Genomic DNA, 18,326 nt, shown 5'->3' with positions numbered 1-18,326 from the left:
CGTGAAATTAAATTTTTCCCACATTGCTTGACAATACGGCGTGAACCGCCGTTATTACTAGTTACTCTCCAGAACCACTTACGTTAAAAGTTCAAAAATTGACATTAAAAAAAATCTGATTTTTAGTCTCGTTTAGCTTGTAAGATAGATACATAAATTCAATTAATTGATTTATAAGTTTTGAAAATTTTTTAAAAAGAAAGAGGAAAAAATGAATTCAGTAACATTAGAGTCAAAAGGATTAAATAGTTTCACAAACTTGTCAGACGGTAATTTGGAGCAAGTGGACGGCGGTGTCATCCCACTTATTATAGGTGGAGTTGCGATTTCAAAAGCCGCAATTGGTTGGGGCGCTCTAGCTATAGGCGGTGGTATAGGTATAGGATATTGGATCAATAGATAGTAAAGTGTAAGGAGATAACAAATGAAACAAGATGATAAATTAGTGAAACTTAATAAGTTTCAAAGTATGTCCAACGATGAATTAAGCAATACAAATGGTGGGATTACAGCTGTTTTATTTTGTGCTTTATTTTCAATTGGATACAGAATTGGCGCGGACATCGCTAAAAAGAGACGTCGCTAAAAATGGTAGAATTTTTATGAGGATGAAGAGAATATGAAACAAGAACTGATAATTAAATTAGTTATTAAAATTGTTATGTGGATAATATTTGCTTTTGTTGCTGTGTGGCCTATTTTATCAGACATTCATATGGTTCAAGCGAATCCGTTCATAGAAAACAATCAATTGATTTTTGTGGCTTTATTTTTATTATACACTACAACAAACTTATATAAATTAGATTTTTAATTTATCGAATTAAAAATCTATAAAAAGAAAGAGGAAAAAATGAATTCAGTAACATTAGAGTCAAAAGGATTAAATAGTTTTACAAACTTGTCAGACGGTAATTTGGAGCAAGTGGACGGCGGTGTCATCCCGCTTATTATAGGTGGAGTTGCGATTTCAAAAGCCGCAATTGGTTGGGGCGCTCTAGCTATAGGCGGTGGTATAGGTATAGGATATTGGATCAATAGATAGTAAAGTGTAAGGAGATAACAAATGAAACAAGATGATAAATTAGTGAAACTTAATAAGTTTCAAAGTATGTCCAACGATGAATTAAGCAATACAAATGGTGGGATTGCACCTGCTTTATTTTGTTCTTTGTTTGTAATTGGATATAGAATTGGCGCGGACATCGCTAAAAAGAGACATCGTAAAGGTTAAATCATATAAATTGTTTAATAACATAAAAGGCAACCCTGTTATATATTGGGGGTTGCTTTTTTTCGAGGTGTGCCTGGCATGGGTGATATCTGAGTGGTGCAAGTCCACTGAGGGCCGCAATAGTCGGAACCCCAAGAGGATCGCAAGGGTGTTCTGGGTGAATTGGAAGCGTAAAGCAAAGTACTGCTCTAGAGAACCGCAAAGTGACTATAAGGCTGCTCTACAAGCTGAAGTCCAATATATTTGGAATCATGAAGGTCTTGCCAACAGAAACACGGTATCTCTTACCTGGGGAGACCTGCACCACATGTTCTGGTTATTAGCGTAGTAGCAGTTCACAGAATCAACTAAGCAGTGATGCAGAAGTCAGCAGAGGTCATAGTAGTCATCAAATTGATGATGAAGGACTGAACAATAACAAAACTCATTGACTAAGGAGGTGGAACTAGTGCGAGAATCGCAGAAAACGGAATCCAATTCTGATGGTGTGTAGCGCTCTGGCATTGACGGAATAGACTTTTTCTTATTTGAAATAATGACATATTCGACTGGTCCTTTAAAGGGAAATTATAGATTACGTTAAAAAGGAGAAAATGAACGTTAAATATAATTTGGTTTGTTGCGGGATTTGGCTGTTAAAATCAATGTCATAAACAAATTAATCCCTGAACAAGGGAAAAAGGAGAAAATTAAAATGTTAAACTATTTGACAGATAAACAATTGGAAGACATTCAAGGGGGAAGTGGCTTAAACCTTCTTGCTTCATCAAAAAATCAATCCTGGAGTGGACTTTGGTGGTGGAAGTGGTTTAAATAAATTTGTTTTAAATTTTAAAGAATACTAATTATCTTAAGGGGCTAAAATTTGACATTGATAAGTGTTCAAACAAATTTTGTTGACAACATAACTATTTGCTTTTTGATAGTCTTCGTCACTAACTTTTTAAAAGAAGATTCTAAAAGACAAACTATTATGGGTGATATTTTTGTTGCCCTCGTTATCGGAATAATTGGAGTTTTTTTTCAAAGTTTTAATTTGATAATTTGGGTTCTTAGCACAATAGTCTATCAAAAGATGAGACATCATCAGCTAAATTACGAGTTTTTGAATCGTAGATTATTCGCAATCGTTCTCTCTTATTTATCAATAATGATATCTGATGGAATTGAAACTTTTGGTCGCTTCATGCTCAGAAAATATAACATCATTAATATATCAAATGATGTTGGTGCATATTTCTACATTATTTTATATATCATAATAACTGTTGTATCAGCTATTACTTTAAAAAAGTCAGAAATTTATAGTAATTTACAAGAAAAAAATACGGATTTGGAAATAAGTCAAATTGTATTTCGTATTTTTCTCTTTTTAGTTATATCAATTGTGACAATTTTACTAATCAGTCAAATGGCACAGATAACTGCCTTAATTCAGATTCCTTTAATGCTCATATTTTTCATCTTTATCGGATTTACCTTAATTGAACTTTTTGCTTTCATTGAATCTTACAGCTACAAAAAAGATGCAGAGATGCAAATTGTTCAGAACCAGCAGTTAAAGGAGTATTTAACCAATATCGAACACCAATATCAAAGTATTCGGCATTTCAAGCATGACTACAACAACATGCTTTTGGCGCTGGGGGAGTTTACCAAAAATGACCATCAGCAGCAATTCAAAGAGTACTATGAGGAATTAGTGAAGCAAAGACCCATCAGTAATGATTTAAAGAGAATTTCCATCAGCCACATTGACAATCTTAAAAATGATCCACTCAAAGGTTTAATTATCCAAAAATTCTTTGCTGCACAAAGAGTGGAAGTTGATCTGCAAATTGGAATTGATGATCAAATAAATATCATGAATACTGATATTTTACCAATAGTTAGAATTTTAGGAATTTTACTTGATAACGCCATTGAGCATTCTGCTGAAGAAAAAGAAAAGGAAGTTGAATGTGCGTTTATTAATTCAGGTGATTTAATTGAAATCGTGGTTTCTAATAAGGCTTCAAAGCTTAAAAATATTGACCAACTATTCCAAGATGGTTATACAACTAAAATTGATCACACTGGATTTGGTTTAGCTAACGTTAGAGAACTCGTGAACAAAAATAAATCTTTGCTTTTGGATAATAATTTTAAAGATGGAATTTTAAAAAATACCTTAATAATTACGACGGGAGAATAATGAATGTACCCAATTTATATCTTAGAAGATAATTTAGAACAACAAAAAGCTTATGCCAATGCGGTCAAAAACTCAATTATGATTAATGATCTCGCAATGGAATTGATCTGTGCAACCGACGACCCTGAAATTTTATTGAATTCCATTGAACAAGAACACCAAGGATTATTTTTTCTGGATATGGAAATTAATGGGATCAAAGAAATTGGCTTGCAAACTGCTGTTTTGATTCGTAAACAACTACCTGGTGCACAAATTGTTTTCATAACTACTCATAATGAACTTTCACTTCTAACTTTAGAACGCAAAGTCGCACCTCTTAACTATATTTCCAAAGAATATGGAGCTGATTACATTAAGCAAAGTATTATGGCTGATATGTTAAAGACTGAAGAATTAATTAAATCTGAGAAATATAAAAAAGAAAATCTTTTCATCTATCGGATCGGTAGTCATTATTTCTCTATCCCCATCGCTGATTTGGTTTACTTAACCACTGCTGATTTACCAGCTAATTCAGGTCGAGTATCAGTCCGGACTGTCACAAAAAATGCTGATTTTCATGGGAACTTAAGCGATCTTGAAAAAAAGTATCCGATGTTTTTCAGATGTGACAAAAGTTATTTGGTCAATTTAGATATGTTAGAAAGCTTTGATAATTCTAAACGAGAATTGTATTTTAGAGATGGAAGTACCGCATATGCTTCTTTTAGAAAAGCACGCGAACTAGCTAAGATTTTAAAGAAATAAGGAATAAAAATCCCATGAACCCTAAAAATATTTACGTCCCACAAGTTGATGAGGAAGATTGTGGTGTTGCTTCTCTTGCCATGATCCTTAAGAACTATGGATCAGATTTTTCTTTAGCAAAGCTGAGAACTTATACTAAAACTACTAACGAAGGAACTACTGCTCTAGGTCTTAAGAAGGCGGCTGAACACTTCGACCTGGAAGTAACGGCAATCCAGGCTGACATGAGTATCTTCTCGATGGACGATATACCTTACCCCTTTGTGGCACATGTTGTTAAAGAAGGGGGACTACTTCATTATTATGTGATTTTAGCTGCAAAAAAGGATTACATATTGGTTGCTGATCCAGATCCAAGTGTTAAAGTGACTAAAATGTCATACGATGTTTTTAAAAAAGAGTGGACAGGAGTTTCACTATTTTTTTCGCCCAAGTCCACGTATAAACCCGTTAAAGACAACAAATCTAACTCGTTATTTCAGTTCATGCCATCTATTCTCAGACAGAAGAAACTCTTAATTAATATTATCATCGCTTCTTTGTTGGGTACGATTATCAGTATTTTGGGTTCATATTTTCTACAAAGTATCATTGATACTTATATTCCGAACAACACAACTCGGACGTTATCGGTGATTGCGGTCGGTCTGCTTGTAGCTTATATTTTTCAAGCTATTTTCTCTTACGCGCAAAATTTTCTACTGGCAATTTTGGGTCAAAGGCTATCGATTGATATTATTTTGGGATTCGTGAAGCACGTATTTAAGTTACCGATGTCATTTTTTAGCACTCGTAAGACAGGGGACATCATCTCTAGGTTCAATGATGCTAATAAAATTATTGACGCTTTGGCCAGCTCGATCATTTCCATTGGATTAGATCTAAGCGTTGTTGTTATTATGGGAATTGTTTTGGCTGTGCAAAACTCTACTCTGTTTCTGATCACTTTGGTGGCGTTGCCGCTGTACACGATTATCATTTGGGCTTTCAACAAACCCTTTGAGAAGCTGAATCATGAACAAATGGAGAGTGGTGCGATTTTGGATTCTTCAATTATTGAAGATTTACATGGAATTGAAACGATCAAATCGCTTGCGAGTGAAGATCAAACGTATCAAAAAATTGACACCGAATTTGTAGACCTTCTGAAGAAAAATCTAAAATATACGCAAACTGATCAACTGCAGCAAGCAATTAAACTTTTTGTTCAGCTGGGATTAGGAGTTTTGATCTTGTGGGTAGGAGCTTCGTTAGTGGTAAAAAACGTTCTAACAGTAGGACAACTAATGACTTTTAATGCCCTTCTAACCTATTTCACCAATCCGCTTCAAAACATCATTAACCTTCAACCCAAGCTACAAACCGCTAAGGTTGCTAACAATCGTTTAAATGAAATTTATCTCGTTGAATCAGAAGCTAAGGAAGATCGGCCTTTAAAAGAAGCGAATACATTGAATGGTGAGATCTCTTTGCGAGACGTGTACTACAAGTATGGTTACGGCGGAGATGTGCTGAAGAATATCAACATGGATATTAAAGAAAACGACAAGTTAACAATTGTCGGAATGAGCGGCTCAGGAAAGTCGACTTTAGTAAAATTGTTGGTGGATTTTTTCGAACCAACTAAAGGAAAAGTCACGATTAACAAGCACAATATTAGTGAGATTGATAAGGAAACCTTACGAAAGCAGATTGTCTATGTTCCACAGGCTCCTTACGTCTTCTCAGGTACCATTTTGGATAATTTAAGATTGGGAAATCGCCCAGGAGTAACTTTAGAAGACATTCAAGAAGCCTGCGAAATTGCGCAAATTAAAGATGATATCGAAAAAATGTCTTTGCAATATGCAACAAAATTGGACGAAAATGGGAATATTCTCTCTGGCGGTCAAAAACAGCGAATTACAATTGCGCGAGCGTTGCTATCACCTGCTAAAGTTTTAATTTTAGATGAGTCAACCAGTGGCTTAGATGCAATTACTGAAGCACATCTAATCGACAAGTTATTAAAACTAGATAAGACGGTCATCTTTATTGCTCACCGATTATCGATCGCCAAGAAAACTAATAACATTGTAGTTATGAAACAAGGAAAAGTTGTTGAAATAGGAACTCATAAGGAACTTTTCGATAATCAAGACGAATATTATCAGCTGCTCAATGCGACAGGAGAGTTAACTAATGGATAAATCAGTTTTGGAAAGTAGCGAATTTTATAATAAACGTTTTAATAATTTCTCGATCATGATAATTATTCCCACGGCCATTCTATTGTTCTTAGTAATTATGTTCTCATTGATTGGCCAAAGAGAAATTACTATTAAATCAGTTGTTCAAATTAATTCGGGAAAAACCGTTCCCGTAGTCCAATCGATGAGTAACAATAAAATTCTAAAAAATTATTTGAATGAAGGAAACTATGTTCATGCAAAAGATGTTTTGGTCACTTATCAGTCAACCGATGTAAATCAACAACTAGATTTACTTAAAAGTCAAAGTAATCTGATTCAAGAGCAGCTCAAAGATTTGGATACATTAAAAAAGAGTATTCTACAAAACAAAAATTTATTTAATGAGGATAGTAAATTTGGCTACAATGATCTTTTCAAAAGTTATGCTAATCAACGCCAGGTGTACTCGCTAGAAAATAGCCTTGTGTCCGAACAGTCGTCGCAAGAGAGTGGAAAAAAGGCAAAGATCATCAATAATCTTAATTCCAATCTTCAGACTTATAACGATCAAATTAATTCTTATCAAAGTATTTTTAATGCGATTAAGAACGGAGGGAAGCCAGACAATTCAACGTATAACTATATTTATCAGAATTATCTTGCCAAAGATAAAGAATTAACGACAGATAGCGATAAAAGCGCCAATAAAAATGAATACCTGGATAACTTACAACAACGAATTGATCAATTAAAAGGTAGTGTTCAAAGCACTACGCAGCAAAAATTGGAATTAGATAATTTTGATGCCAGTAAGTACAATGTCGAATCTAATGAAGAGAAAATTGCTAGTCTTCAAAGCGATCAGCTCAAAAATTGTTCTGAGACCAAGCTGAGTTTGAATCAGAAAAAAGACGAGATAGATCTGAAAATTAAAAGCGCCAAAGCTGAAGCTAAAAATTTGGAAGTAAGAGCTCCAGCAACGGGTATTGTTCACGTCTTGAATCCTGATCAACAAACAAAGTTAGTTGGTACAGGCACGGCGCTCGCTCAAATTTATCCTGCACTAAATAGTAAGCAGAAGATAAAACTGAGGTCTTATATTGCGCCTAGCGACATCTCTTCGGTAAAAAAAGGTCAGAAACTGCGATTAAAAATCGTTCGCAATGTTCCAACGCCCATTATTGTGGAAGGAGAGATCAAGAAAATTAGTATCGCGCCTGTGATTATGAATAAAGCTAACTATTATGTGGTAGAGGCTTTTGCCAAAGTCGATCAAAATCAAGTTGGTAAACTACACTATGGAATGACAGGGCAAGGTTCAGTAATAACAGGCAAAGAGTCATTTTTTACGTATTACAAAAATCGGTTGTTTAACAAGGGCTTGGACGATTAGGACCAAAAACAAGCGTTAACATTACATTCAGAAAGGAAAAGATATGAAAAACTTTATAGATTTAAAAAAAACAGAGCTTGATAAAGTAAATGGCGGATTGGTAAGCCCCGAACGTCACAATAGACCGAAGCTATTTCCTCCCTACGTACCACCAGTGAAAACTATTAAAATTGTAATGCACTAATTTTTAGTCAGAAACAGAAGCTGAAAATTGGAATTAAATGGTTCACCAGTGTTGATGAGTAATTTTCCAGCCAGCCAGATCTAAATTGGTCTAGCTGTTTTTTACTTTTCAAATCGTTTTTGTATTTATTTTCTTTAACTGCTTTCTCAGTTCTTCTTAATGCTTCTTTTGATGACTTTTTAGGCGTGCTAAATATGCAGTCCCTTTTAGCTGTCTTCTGTCTATGCTTGGTATTAGACTTGCTTTGTCGTTAACTCCCCTTCAAAGATCCCTTTAGCTAACCTTAAGCATGCCGCATTCCAGATAAATTCTTAATCTGAAGTTCTCCCAACCCATAAAACCATAATTCGTCTGCTTAATCTTCTTGATCTTTCCGTTTAATCCCTCTAATAGTCCGTTACTATCTGGATAACGACAGCTGTTTATCACCTCTTTCATATGTTTCTTCATCGTTGTAATGCTTTATTTTGCCAAAAATCTAAAATTGGTATAAATGAAAAAAGATCGCCGATCATTACTGATCAACACTCAATATTATAGAGCAGAATAATTGAGAGAGCAGCCACAAGGCTGTTAAATCAACTCACATCTTTTTGATTGTCTCCAATAAAAAGTCAAAGAGATACGTTAATGGTAGCGCGCCCCAATGCTTACTGCCGTTGGATAGATTTTTATCTGTAAAAAATAAGGGCTGTTGGCTAACTTTGGCTAAATCACAGTCCTGCTGGTAGGTAATGGAAATAACTTGAACTTTTTTTAACTTCAGAGTTTCTAGTGCTTCGTGGTAATCCTTGATTTTGCCTGAAACTGAAACAATCATGATGAGCGAATTCTCATCCATATAACTAGCCAAATCAGCCAGATCATCCTTGGTCCGCAAAAAATAAAATTTCTCTCCGTATAGCATTAAATCATTACAAAAATTATTGAGCAGTTGATGCTGTTTCCAGCCCGTGCCAAAAGCATAAAGATCATGCGCATTAATTATTAGCTTAGCAACTTCTTTAACGCTGCTTTTATTTAAGTTATGTGTTGCATTAATTTCATTAATCACTGATGCCAAATAATCAACTGTATTTAATTCGGGCATATCTTTTTGTTGTAAATAATCCCCCACACGCAAAATAAACTCGGAAAAGCTCGAAAATCCGATTTTTCTAATTAAACGTGACATACTAGCTGGCGAAGTGAAAACTAACGCCGATAATTTTTTGATATTGTTTTTGGGAATTTCCCTAATATTTTGATCTAATAAATGCAGTATTGCATAATCATTTTTCGTCAATGAATTCTTGTTTTTGCTCAAAATGCGTACAAAAAAATTTTCCATCTTTGCCTCCACTGAAATAATTTTCTGGTTTTGAAAACAACTATCAACATTTGAATCCAATTCCATTCTTCTAGTAACCGCTTCCATCGATCCCAGATTATATGCTTAAATACACTTGTTAACGATCCTAGAGGCAAAGATCGATAACTTAAGTTAATTTATTGGAGGTTTATTAATGAGTGTAATCACAGTTGCCGGGGGCGGAAGCGGCTATACTCCCGGAATCTTATTAACCGCATTGAAATTTAAAAAAGAGTTCCCGATCAGCGAAGTTCGGCTTTATGACATTGATCATGAACGCAACGCTGATATGGGTATAATTATGAACTATTTGTTCGAAAAAAACCACGAGCAAATCAAGTTAGTCGTCACCGAAGATCCACAAGTTGCCTTTACTGGATGTGACTTTGTCTTTTCTCAAATTCGAGTTGGCGGCATGAAGATGCGGGAAAAAGATGAAAAAATCCCGATGAAGTATGGCCTTGTTGGTCAAGAAACATGTGGCGTGGGCGGATTCTCTTACGGCATGCGCTCAATGAAAGGTTTTTTGAAGCTAGTCGGATTCATCGAAAAATATGCGCCAGATTGTTGGATTCTAAATTATACCAATCCAGAAACAATTATCGCCGAGTCGGTGCGGCGGCAATTTCCTAAAATTAAAATTGTTAACGCTTGCGATATGACAATTGGAATTGAAGAATTATTGGAAGAATCTTTTGGTTACGATCGCAACAATTTTATTTGCCAATACTATGGTTTAAATCATTTTGGCTGGTATCGCGAAATCTATGACGTCAGTCGCGGCAAAGATATTTTGCCCGAGATCATTGAAAAGATCAAAACTCAAGGGTTTAAGCTTGATGGAATGGACCCCTCATGGGCTCATACTTACGGAGTTATGGCCGATATGGTGCGCGAATTTTTCCCCCAGTATCTCCCCAATAATTACTTGCAATATTATCTTTACCAAGATCGCGCAATGGAAAAAGAAGATCCCAACTATACTCGCGCCAACGAGATTATGGACGGTCGCTTGAAGAAGATCAAAGACACCGTGGCTAAAATCAAAGAAAATCGTGATCTGGAAACGATCGATTACGAGAGCGAATCTCATGGACAGTATATTGTCCAAATTGCGATTTCAATTTTGCACAATCAGAATGGGCGTTTCATGCTAATCGTCCCTAATAAGGGCGCGATTCCTAATTTACGCCAAGATGCCGTCGTGGAAGTTCCATGCTATGTTAATGCGCGCGGAATTGAACCAATCTCTTTACGATACGACATCCCCGATCTGCATAAGGGCTTGATGGAAGCTCAAGTTGCTTCAGAGAAATTGCTAGTTGACGCTTTCTTTGAACATTCATATCAAAAGGCTTTAGAAGCCTTCACTTTAAATCAAACGGTGCCTAACGCAACCGTGGCCAAGAAAGCCCTAAATGACTTAATTGAGGCCAACGGCGACTATTGGGTTGAGTTGAACTAAGGAGCAATCATGAAATTATTAATAGTTAACGCCGATGATTTTGGCTATTGCCCCGCGATTAATTTAGGAATTATTGAATCATTTCAACAAGGAATTCTATCTTCAACGACCATCATGGCTGGCATGCCTGGGTTTAATCAGGCCGTAAAACTTGCAAAAGAAAATCCGAAGTTAGGAGTTGGCGTTCATCTAACTTTAACTTGTCAAAAACCAGTGTTAAAAAACGTACCCAGCCTCGTCGAAAGTGACGGCAATTTTCACAAAATTGGCTTCTATGAACAAGACTTCTCGCTTGAACTCGAAGAACTTTATCAAGAATGGAAAGCACAAATTGAGAAAGTTATTGCAAGCGGGATTATACCCGATCATCTTGACAGTCATCACCACGTTCACACAATTAAGCCTTTGACCTCGGTCTTTGAAGATCTCGCAGCAGAATATGACCTGCCGGTTAGGGGAAATTACGATCAATCGGACAACATCAAAATTGCTAACCGATTTTATTCAACTTTTGATAATTTGGGCCGCGATAAAGAAATCTGGAAACCCTACGATATCCACAATTTGGTAGAAGACGTTGAAACTTTTGGCAGCGTTGAAGCAATGTGCCATCCGGGATATTTGGATTCTTTTATCCTTGAGGGGTCCAGCCTCACCGTTAATCGAACTTATACCATGAAAGAATTAAAAGATCCTCGTTATCCTAAGCTATTTGAACAAGCTGGGATTCAACTAGGAACCTATTGCGACCTGTAAGGTCGTAGCGAGAATAGTAGTTAGCCAAATCTTCGAACAAATGTTGCTAATTTTCATCATGTTTACTGCTATTCTCTTTTTTCGCTCTTTAAATGTGCAACAGGAGTAAAATGCAATGAAAGAAAAATTACAAAATGCGATGCAAACCTTCGCAAGATCAATCATCCAGCCCGTGATGTTTATGGCGGTCACCGGGATCATTATTGCGCTAGCAGCCATTTTCAAATTAGAAGCAATGCCAAAATTTGTTCAAGACGTCGGCAACCTATTCTTTACCGTCCTCTCCAGTGGAATTATCGGCCAATTGTCAGTAATTTTCTGCGTCGGGATTTCGGCCGCAATTGCCAAAAAACACAAAACTGACGCGGCAATTTTAGGAATTAGCGTCTATTTAATCTTCTTATATACCAATAATTTCTGGCTTAACTTTACCCATCGATTGGCTAAAGCTGGCAGTCAGGGCCTCTTCGGCACTGGACAATCGATGGTTCTAGGAATTCAAGTAACCGACATGGGAGTATTTCTCGGCATCATTTTGGGATGTTTAGTTGGATATTTTATCAATCGTTGGGGCGGAGTTAAATTTCACAAATATTTTGCCTCGTATGAAGGAACCAAATTTGTTTTCCTTCTGCTAATCTTTACCACTATTATCTTGGCAATCCTCGTCACCTATATTTGGCCGCCAATTAATGCGCTTGTTTCAAGCACTGTTAAATTAATGGGGACTTCCGGTGCTGTTGGCCTTTTTGCTTATGGATTTCTCAATCGGATGCTCTTACCAATTGGAATGCACCATTTATTGTGGATGCCACTTTACTATTCTCCGCTTGGCGGCACAGCGATGATCGCTGGCAAATCTTACAGTGGCGCGCTCAATATTTTCCTCGCCGAAGTCGGTAATATTAGCAAGGTTCATTCAATGGATTGGTCAATTGGATTTCTGGTTAATTTTGGTTATATTTTCTTACCAATTGGGATTGCTCTTGCTTTTATTAAAACAGCTAAGCCTGAAAATAAGGCTAAGGTCAAAGGACTAGTCATCCCCGCAGTGATGACCGCCATGCTCGCTGGCATTACCGAACCAATTGAATTTATGTTCCTCTTTATTTCACCAATTCTTTGGTTAGCTCACGGCATTATCTACGGTTTAGGCCTGGTGATCCCCCATATTTTTGGTCTTAAAATCATGGTTGGTAACGTTATTGAAACGATTATGTACTGTATCGCCATCCCGATGCGCTTAGGACACCAATGGTTAATTATCCCAATTGGAATTCTGATGGTGGTCATTGAATATTTTGCTTTCAAGTTTTTAATTTTAAAATTCAACATTCCAACTGTCGGCCGCGAAGAAGAACTCGTGGGTGACGAAGCGCTCAAGACCACCGGATCTGAAGTGATAAGCACCAATGATACTAACGCTCAGATGTCTGATCTCATTAAGGGGCTCGGTGGTGCCAGCAATATCCAAAATTTAGAAAATTGCTATAGTCGTTTACGAATCGATGTGCGTGACATTTCCAAAATTGATCTGAACTTAATTAAACAGTTCCCGTCTTCCGGTGTAATCAACAAAAAGAACAATATTCAAATTGTTATTGGCCCCGGTGTTGAAAGCACAAGAGATGAGTTGGACAGCTATATTGCAGGACTGGGTACAAAAGATTACTAAAGGAGAACGTGATGTTTGGTTTTAATAAAAGTCAAAAAATTTTCGCCGCAGTTGACGGTACTCTAATGCCGATTACTGAAGTCAGCGACGAAGTATTTGCTCAGAAAATGATGGGTGATGGTTACGGGATTGAGCCCAGCAGCAAGCAAGTCTACGCTCCCTTGGTAAGCACCGTTGTGTCAATATTTCCCACTAAACACGCGATCGGTCTTAAAACTAAAAAAGGCCTTGAAGTCGTGGTTCATCTTGGCTTTGACACCGTCGAACTCCAAGGAGAGCCATTTAACGTATTAGTGAAAGTTGGCGATCAAGTCGATGAAACGACTTGCTTAGCAGAAATGGATTTGGATTTGATTAAGCTGCGGGGAAAGGCTTCAACTGTTGTAGTTGCCTGCACCAACGTGGAAGTCCTCAAATCTTTGCCCAAAATTCCAGAAGAAAAAGTGCAGCATGGCAACTTAATTGGTCAACTCACTTATCAGTAAAATTTGAAAAACGCGTAACATGTTGGAGTGTTGCGTGTTTTTTGGTGCAAAAAAAGTTTTGCTATGTTAAATTGAGATTACCAAAAAAATATCAACAAAAGCGCCTCTCCGGATTTAATTGAACTTAACAGCCTAAACGATGGTGGTCATTTTACTTCTGATAGCGGCTCAACTCTGATCTATTCCGTAGAGAAAGAGAACAAGAATTGGCGGAACGTAGATCGTAAGGACGGGAAGATTTTGGATTCTGATCATTTGGAATACAAGGATTACCTCCACGAGTACGATCATTTGTATAAGATTCCCAACTCCATTAATGACTTAATTCTAGGCAAAATAAAAAAGGGAGAGGTCAGCAAGTAGCAGATGAAGAATAAAATTAAAATAGCGCTCGGCATTCTCACGATTATTGGATTAGTAGTTGCTGTCCTAATTATTAATAGACCTCAAAAGAAGCATTCTAATAATCAGCCAGTTCGTCATGAAAACTTAGATCCCGTTTTTATAAACATGAGTTCCAGGGAATTAGAGGAAGCCAAGGATAAAGGCATTGCGCTTACTCCGAGGATTAAAGCAGATCAAGCTTCAGACTTAGTGGGCAAATCATTTTCGTTTAATGTAGAAGTATTTGCCCAAAGTGATATGGAGAATCCAGGAAATGGTGAGTATTTTCTCAGACTAAATAAAGATCAAACTTTTGTTTTGGTTTATAATCATACCTTTACTGATTCATATCTGCCAGACCATGAGGAATCATCTATATGGCTTGAAATAAAGTCGGGAGATTACATAGTTAAAAAGGATCAAATTGAGTTAAATGTTAGAAAATATGCGATTATTGGTCAGGGTTTCAATGATCATAAAGTGGAAAATTTAAAAAGAATCAATGAAGTGAAGATTAACTATAAGTTGCTTAGTGTCACTGAAAGAACTTTTCGAGAATTACCACCTGAAGTACGGAACAAGATAAAGAAGGATAATATATTTCCAGGCAAAGAAAATTTACCGGAACGGTTTAAAGATGAGGATAACTATGTCATAAAGAAAGAGAGCGGTTATTGGTGGGTGACGAGTATCAAAGCAGATCTAGGTAAGGATGGCAAGACTTTGGATACCGATCATTTGGAATACAAGGATTACCTCCACGAGTACGATCATGTGTATAAGATTCCCAACTCCATTAATGACTTAATTCTAGGCAAAATAAAAAAGGGAGAGGTCAGCAAGTAGCAGATGAAGAATAAAATTAAAATAGCGCTCGGCATTTTCGCAATTATTGGATTAGTAACTGCTGTTCTATATCTTGATAGACGTAATCAAGCTCGCCGTAAAATCTTAGATCCCGTTTTTATAAACATGAGTTCCAGGGAGCTAGAGAAGGCGAAAGACAAAGGCATTGCGCTTACTCCGAGGATTAAAGCCGATCAAGCTTCAGAGTTGGTGGGCAAATCATTTTCGTTTAATGTAGAAGTATTTACTGAAAGGTCAATGGAATACCCGGGTCATGGCGAGTATTTTCTCAGACTAAATAAAGATCAAACTTTTGTTTTGGTCTATAACCATACCTTTACTGATTCGTATCTGCCAGACCATGCAGAATCATCTATATGGCTTGAGATATATTCAGGAGATTACATAGTTAACGAGGATCAAATTAAGTTAAATGTCAGAAGATATGCGGTTATTCGTCAGGGTTTCAATGATCAAAAAGTGGAAAAACTAAAAAGAATCAACGAGGTGAAGATTAACTATAAATTGCTTAGTGTCAGCAGAAGAATATTACAGGAATTGCCACCTGAAGTAAAGAACAATATAAAGAAAGATAATATAATTCCAGATAATGAAGATTTACCGGAACGGTTTAAAGATGAAAACAACTATGTCATAAAGAAAAAGGGTGAAAATTGGCGCTTTGCGACGATCAAAGTAGATCGTAAGGACGGCAAGGTTTTGGATACCGATCATTTGGAATACAAGGATTACCTCCACGAGTACGATCATGTGTATAAGATTCCCAACTCCATTAATGACTTAATCTTAGGCAAAATAAAAAAGGGAGAGGTCAGCAATTAGTGCTGGCTCTTCCTTTTCTGTTAAAGTTATTTTTTTAGAATATCTGAGAAATTTATATTGTTAAGTTCAGAGAACGTCTTAGGTGTGTTTGCGTCATAGTTATCACCTCCCGGAGAAACATAAATTTTCATCCCCCCGCTGGTTGCTTTGTTTCGATTAGGCATATCTAATTTATACCAATAGTTATAATCATAGTTATAGTGATAACTGTGAAGTTTATCTTGAGCGTATTTTTTGTTGTCGCCTTTGTTCTTATGCATGTCTCCTGTATCAGAATAATTGTAGGAAGGGTCCATTTATGAATCCATTAAGGTCGTTGAAATCCCAATTTTTGTAGTCGAGGGCATTCTTTCCTGCGGTATTATTAAGATTTACCTTCACTAAATCGCCGGTCTGGTTGTTAACAATGAATTCGACGTTGAATTTGGATAATAATTTATAATTATTGTAGTTGGTCAAATCCTTAATATCTGTAATTCCTGCCTTTGTGAGATTTTTTTGTACTTCAGAGATACCTTCTAAATCGTCTTCAGTAGCTTTAAATGAAGTTAACTTATTGTGAGGTCGTGAACTTTCGAAAGTTAATTTGACGTCCATGTAATTATTAAGCAGAGTATCGAAGTTCATTTCTTTACCATATTTACGATTGTTTTCAAGCGTTAAGAAATAATTGTTTTTGTTTTCATCACCTTCTTTTGTCAACAAATCCAAGAACGCAGCTGGTTTAATGCCCAGTTTCTTGGCTTCGTTCTCGACGTAGACAGCGTTGGCATAAGAAACGTAATAGCGCAATTGATGAATTGCAGCGGCGAGGTCTCCCCTTGCAGTTGAGAGTCCACCAGGTTTCTTACCATCAAATGGGAAGGCGTTTTGTACCACTTTCGGCAGAAGTTTTTGTAAGAACTCGTTATGAAATGGATCTAGGTTTGTGGGGAATCCGTTCGGGATTTTCAAGTAACCGTCTTTCATTTCAGCTCCCAAGTATTTAAGCATTATTTTCAGTGCCCCTTTAGCAGTTTGGTCTTTAACATTCTTTTTGGCGTAAGGTCGGATCAGTGCATTAAATGCATCAGAGCCGACTTCCCGGACGCTTTTGGCGATGTTATTGAGCACCTTTACTCGATCTTTGGCATTAAGCATCTTTTTGTCGATAAATTTATTCAACGATTTTAGACCTGCTTCAGACCAGCCTTCTGCTGCTAATTCTTCTAATAATGCTCCCAAGATAAATTTCTCGTCGCCGTGAAGGCTCACTGTATCAATGGAAGAAATCACCGTGTTCACTCGCACAGCACTTCTGCCAATGTTATCAAATGATTTATCGAGATCTTTGCGCGAGTGGAAAGTCATTAAATTGGTTTTGGTTTTATCGATGTGTCGATTTAAGTTGTGCAGAAGTTCATCGCAGCTGCTAGATAATTTGTAGACGTCCGCTCCTGCACTTGCGGCTTTTGCAGCTGCATTATTTGCTAAATTCTCACCAGAGATGTTACTAGTTTGGGCGTTTTTCACCTTTCTTGAAACTTCGGTAAGATTCTCTGAAATGATGACCGCATCATCGCTATTATCAACGCTACTTTTGAAGATGTTGATCATCTGATGCATCTGTTTAGTTAAATCTTCAAGATTCTGGTTCAATTTTTTCGTGGAAGTTTCGTGAATCTTTTGGGTGTAATCAAGCATCAAGGTCTGAGCACGACCGTGGAAATTCTCTGTCTTTGGTACACCTAACATTGATTCGTTAACGTCTTTTAAAGCATTTTGAAGGAGATCAGCATCTCTTTTCAAACTTTCATAATTCTCCAACACTTCGCTCATTTTAATTTTAACCATTAATGATCACCTCAATTCTTTTCGATTGCCTGACCAATGGCTTGATCAGTCTTTTTAAAATATTTGCCGGTTTTGTTAAATTCATCGGTGTCATGGGATGCCACGTCAGCGTATTTCTTAATAATACCGTCCAACTGTTTTTCGAGTTCAACTGCTTGAACGAAGGGGTGAATATCAGTCCCCGGTGTATTAATAACGTGGATCTTTTGCGACTTCAGCCAATTGATATCCTTCTTTGCTTTATTTACGTTAGAATCATAACTAGATTTGTCGATTTGAATTTTCGTCATTTGACACTTGCCTCCGCCTGTAATGCGCTCGCTAAACTGTTGCGCAAACTCTCAATTTCACTTTCCAACTGCTTAATTCTGGTCATTGTAGCAAAGATATTATCGTTGTTAGTTCTAATATTTGCGGTGATAATATCTTCAATTTGAATAGCTTGGTAACTGAAAGTCTCCTTTTGTTGCCCGCGCCAAGGGTGAGCCGTGGATTTAGCTTGCTTGATCGAATTACCAGCTTCGGTCAGCCGTTTACCAGCACTAGACATATCAATCAACGCACCTTTTAGCACCTGGATCTTTTCTTCGGCTGCTCTAATTTGGCTCATAATTTCACTTGAATTCATGGTTCCTCTTTTTATTTAAATCAGCATTTCTTTACTATATGTGCTTTACCATATCATGAATGTTAGCGCTTTGATAGTGCTGAAGTGCAGAAAATTGCAGCTAACGTTGAGCAAAAAACAAAAAAACTCCGAAA

General features: G+C 36.8%; 22 protein-coding genes. 16 read left to right on the top strand and 6 right to left on the bottom strand.

Going from position 1 to position 18,326, the window contains the following annotated elements:
• Positions 1 to 211 precede the first annotated feature (211 nt).
• The 10 genes from R8495_RS00915 to R8495_RS00870 all read left to right on the top strand — a co-directional run bounded on the left by R8495_RS00915 (position 212) and on the right by R8495_RS00870 (position 7,742).
• Positions 212 to 403 (top strand): bacteriocin, encoded by a 192-nt coding sequence (locus R8495_RS00915; protein ID WP_317635689.1) that lies wholly within the window; start codon positions 212 to 214, stop codon positions 401 to 403.
• A 21-nt stretch (positions 404 to 424) separates the two neighbouring features.
• The gene (locus R8495_RS00910; protein WP_317635691.1) at positions 425 to 586 is read left to right on the top strand and encodes a hypothetical protein; all 162 of its coding nucleotides are present in this window, start codon (positions 425 to 427) and stop codon (positions 584 to 586) included.
• 33 nt (positions 587 to 619) lie between these two features.
• Complete coding sequence (locus R8495_RS00905) at positions 620 to 814, top strand: hypothetical protein (protein ID WP_317635690.1); 195 nt, start codon at positions 620 to 622, stop codon at positions 812 to 814.
• Between the two features lie 39 nt (positions 815 to 853).
• A complete protein-coding gene (locus R8495_RS00900; RefSeq protein WP_317635689.1) occupies positions 854 to 1,045 on the top strand; it encodes a bacteriocin in 192 nt (63 codons plus the stop codon).
• A 21-nt stretch (positions 1,046 to 1,066) separates the two neighbouring features.
• A complete protein-coding gene (locus tag R8495_RS00895) occupies positions 1,067 to 1,234 on the top strand; it encodes a class IIb bacteriocin, lactobin A/cerein 7B family (RefSeq protein WP_317635688.1) in 168 nt (55 codons plus the stop codon).
• A 694-nt stretch (positions 1,235 to 1,928) separates the two neighbouring features.
• Positions 1,929 to 2,051, top strand: coding sequence for a hypothetical protein (locus R8495_RS00890; RefSeq protein WP_317635687.1), 123 nt, complete (start codon positions 1,929 to 1,931; stop codon positions 2,049 to 2,051).
• A gap of 48 nt (positions 2,052 to 2,099) precedes the next feature.
• Entirely contained in the window at positions 2,100 to 3,428 is a 1,329-nt protein-coding gene (locus R8495_RS00885) for a sensor histidine kinase (RefSeq protein WP_317635686.1), read from the top strand.
• A 3-nt stretch (positions 3,429 to 3,431) separates the two neighbouring features.
• The gene (locus R8495_RS00880; protein ID WP_317635685.1) at positions 3,432 to 4,178 is read left to right on the top strand and encodes a response regulator transcription factor; all 747 of its coding nucleotides are present in this window, start codon (positions 3,432 to 3,434) and stop codon (positions 4,176 to 4,178) included.
• A 14-nt stretch (positions 4,179 to 4,192) separates the two neighbouring features.
• Complete coding sequence (locus R8495_RS00875) at positions 4,193 to 6,367, top strand: peptide cleavage/export ABC transporter (RefSeq protein ID WP_317635684.1); 2,175 nt, start codon at positions 4,193 to 4,195, stop codon at positions 6,365 to 6,367.
• A complete protein-coding gene (locus R8495_RS00870) occupies positions 6,360 to 7,742 on the top strand; it encodes a bacteriocin secretion accessory protein (RefSeq protein ID WP_317635683.1) in 1,383 nt (460 codons plus the stop codon). Before R8495_RS00875 ends, R8495_RS00870 begins: the two co-directional genes overlap by 8 nt.
• 457 nt (positions 7,743 to 8,199) lie before the next feature.
• On the opposite strand, the gene R8495_RS00865 is transcribed toward R8495_RS00870, so the two are convergent.
• Together R8495_RS00865 and R8495_RS00860 are read right to left on the bottom strand one after the other, a co-directional pair.
• Positions 8,200 to 8,376 (bottom strand): transposase, encoded by a 177-nt coding sequence (locus R8495_RS00865; protein WP_317635682.1) that lies wholly within the window; start codon positions 8,374 to 8,376, stop codon positions 8,200 to 8,202.
• Between the two features lie 133 nt (positions 8,377 to 8,509).
• On the bottom strand, positions 8,510 to 9,256 hold the full coding sequence (locus tag R8495_RS00860; RefSeq protein WP_317635681.1) for a MurR/RpiR family transcriptional regulator: 747 nt from the start codon (positions 9,254 to 9,256) through the stop codon (positions 8,510 to 8,512).
• A 175-nt stretch (positions 9,257 to 9,431) separates the two neighbouring features.
• Between R8495_RS00860 and R8495_RS00855 the strand changes: the two genes are divergently transcribed.
• The 6 genes from R8495_RS00855 (at position 9,432) to R8495_RS00830 (ending at position 15,731) form a co-directional block, all read left to right on the top strand.
• A complete protein-coding gene (locus tag R8495_RS00855; RefSeq protein ID WP_317635680.1) occupies positions 9,432 to 10,742 on the top strand; it encodes a family 4 glycosyl hydrolase in 1,311 nt (436 codons plus the stop codon).
• 9 nt (positions 10,743 to 10,751) lie between these two features.
• The gene (locus tag R8495_RS00850) at positions 10,752 to 11,498 is read left to right on the top strand and encodes a carbohydrate deacetylase (RefSeq protein ID WP_317635679.1); all 747 of its coding nucleotides are present in this window, start codon (positions 10,752 to 10,754) and stop codon (positions 11,496 to 11,498) included.
• Positions 11,499 to 11,613: 115 nt separating this feature from the next.
• Positions 11,614 to 13,173 (top strand): PTS transporter subunit EIIC, encoded by a 1,560-nt coding sequence (locus R8495_RS00845; protein ID WP_317635678.1) that lies wholly within the window; start codon positions 11,614 to 11,616, stop codon positions 13,171 to 13,173.
• 11 nt (positions 13,174 to 13,184) lie between these two features.
• Entirely contained in the window at positions 13,185 to 13,658 is a 474-nt protein-coding gene (locus tag R8495_RS00840) for a PTS sugar transporter subunit IIA (protein WP_317635677.1), read from the top strand.
• 366 nt (positions 13,659 to 14,024) lie between these two features.
• Positions 14,025 to 14,888, top strand: a complete 864-nt coding sequence (locus R8495_RS00835) for a hypothetical protein (protein ID WP_317635676.1) — start codon at positions 14,025 to 14,027, stop codon at positions 14,886 to 14,888.
• Positions 14,889 to 14,891: 3 nt separating this feature from the next.
• Positions 14,892 to 15,731: a hypothetical protein gene (locus R8495_RS00830; protein ID WP_317635675.1), complete on the top strand. Its 840-nt coding sequence runs from the start codon at positions 14,892 to 14,894 to the stop codon at positions 15,729 to 15,731.
• A gap of 26 nt (positions 15,732 to 15,757) precedes the next feature.
• Here R8495_RS00830 and R8495_RS00825 read toward each other — a convergent pair whose 3' ends face one another.
• The 4 genes from R8495_RS00825 to R8495_RS00810 are packed head-to-tail and all read right to left on the bottom strand — an operon-like array spanning position 15,758 to position 18,192.
• On the bottom strand, positions 15,758 to 15,991 hold the full coding sequence (locus tag R8495_RS00825; protein ID WP_317635674.1) for a hypothetical protein: 234 nt from the start codon (positions 15,989 to 15,991) through the stop codon (positions 15,758 to 15,760).
• A gap of 10 nt (positions 15,992 to 16,001) precedes the next feature.
• Positions 16,002 to 17,564, bottom strand: a complete 1,563-nt coding sequence (locus R8495_RS00820; protein WP_317635673.1) for a DUF3114 domain-containing protein — start codon at positions 17,562 to 17,564, stop codon at positions 16,002 to 16,004.
• Between the two features lie 11 nt (positions 17,565 to 17,575).
• Positions 17,576 to 17,854, bottom strand: a complete 279-nt coding sequence (locus tag R8495_RS00815; protein ID WP_317635672.1) for a hypothetical protein — start codon at positions 17,852 to 17,854, stop codon at positions 17,576 to 17,578.
• Positions 17,851 to 18,192 carry a YwqH-like family protein gene (locus tag R8495_RS00810; protein ID WP_317635671.1) on the bottom strand — a complete coding sequence of 114 codons (342 nt, stop codon included), beginning with the start codon at positions 18,190 to 18,192 and terminating at the stop codon, positions 17,851 to 17,853. Before R8495_RS00810 ends, R8495_RS00815 begins: the two co-directional genes overlap by 4 nt.
• Positions 18,193 to 18,326: the final 134 nt, after the last annotated feature.

The organism is Xylocopilactobacillus apicola, assembly GCF_033095985.1.
In the GTDB taxonomy this organism is placed as follows: domain Bacteria; phylum Bacillota; class Bacilli; order Lactobacillales; family Lactobacillaceae; genus Xylocopilactobacillus; species Xylocopilactobacillus apicola.
The sequence above is the reverse complement of the archived record's forward strand: the minus strand, read 5'-3'. Positions and strand labels throughout refer to the sequence as shown.

Coding starts and splice junctions, on each gene's coding strand:
- R8495_RS00875 (WP_317635684.1), top strand. CDS start 4,193: ATGAACCCTAAAAATATTTACGTCCCACAAGTTGATGAGGAAGATTGT.
- R8495_RS00865 (WP_317635682.1), bottom strand. CDS start 8,376: ATGAAGAAACATATGAAAGAGGTGATAAACAGCTGTCGTTATCCAGAT.
- R8495_RS00815 (WP_317635672.1), bottom strand. CDS start 17,854: ATGACGAAAATTCAAATCGACAAATCTAGTTATGATTCTAACGTAAAT.
- R8495_RS00910 (WP_317635691.1), top strand. CDS start 425: ATGAAACAAGATGATAAATTAGTGAAACTTAATAAGTTTCAAAGTATG.
- R8495_RS00915 (WP_317635689.1), top strand. CDS start 212: ATGAATTCAGTAACATTAGAGTCAAAAGGATTAAATAGTTTCACAAAC.
- R8495_RS00900 (WP_317635689.1), top strand. CDS start 854: ATGAATTCAGTAACATTAGAGTCAAAAGGATTAAATAGTTTTACAAAC.
- R8495_RS00905 (WP_317635690.1), top strand. CDS start 620: ATGAAACAAGAACTGATAATTAAATTAGTTATTAAAATTGTTATGTGG.
- R8495_RS00810 (WP_317635671.1), bottom strand. CDS start 18,192: ATGAATTCAAGTGAAATTATGAGCCAAATTAGAGCAGCCGAAGAAAAG.
- R8495_RS00830 (WP_317635675.1), top strand. CDS start 14,892: ATGAAGAATAAAATTAAAATAGCGCTCGGCATTTTCGCAATTATTGGA.
- R8495_RS00880 (WP_317635685.1), top strand. CDS start 3,432: ATGTACCCAATTTATATCTTAGAAGATAATTTAGAACAACAAAAAGCT.
- R8495_RS00825 (WP_317635674.1), bottom strand. CDS start 15,991: ATGCATAAGAACAAAGGCGACAACAAAAAATACGCTCAAGATAAACTT.
- R8495_RS00840 (WP_317635677.1), top strand. CDS start 13,185: ATGTTTGGTTTTAATAAAAGTCAAAAAATTTTCGCCGCAGTTGACGGT.
- R8495_RS00890 (WP_317635687.1), top strand. CDS start 1,929: ATGTTAAACTATTTGACAGATAAACAATTGGAAGACATTCAAGGGGGA.
- R8495_RS00870 (WP_317635683.1), top strand. CDS start 6,360: ATGGATAAATCAGTTTTGGAAAGTAGCGAATTTTATAATAAACGTTTT.
- R8495_RS00860 (WP_317635681.1), bottom strand. CDS start 9,256: ATGGAAAATTTTTTTGTACGCATTTTGAGCAAAAACAAGAATTCATTG.
- R8495_RS00820 (WP_317635673.1), bottom strand. CDS start 17,564: ATGGTTAAAATTAAAATGAGCGAAGTGTTGGAGAATTATGAAAGTTTG.
- R8495_RS00855 (WP_317635680.1), top strand. CDS start 9,432: ATGAGTGTAATCACAGTTGCCGGGGGCGGAAGCGGCTATACTCCCGGA.
- R8495_RS00845 (WP_317635678.1), top strand. CDS start 11,614: ATGAAAGAAAAATTACAAAATGCGATGCAAACCTTCGCAAGATCAATC.
- R8495_RS00835 (WP_317635676.1), top strand. CDS start 14,025: ATGAAGAATAAAATTAAAATAGCGCTCGGCATTCTCACGATTATTGGA.
- R8495_RS00895 (WP_317635688.1), top strand. CDS start 1,067: ATGAAACAAGATGATAAATTAGTGAAACTTAATAAGTTTCAAAGTATG.
- R8495_RS00850 (WP_317635679.1), top strand. CDS start 10,752: ATGAAATTATTAATAGTTAACGCCGATGATTTTGGCTATTGCCCCGCG.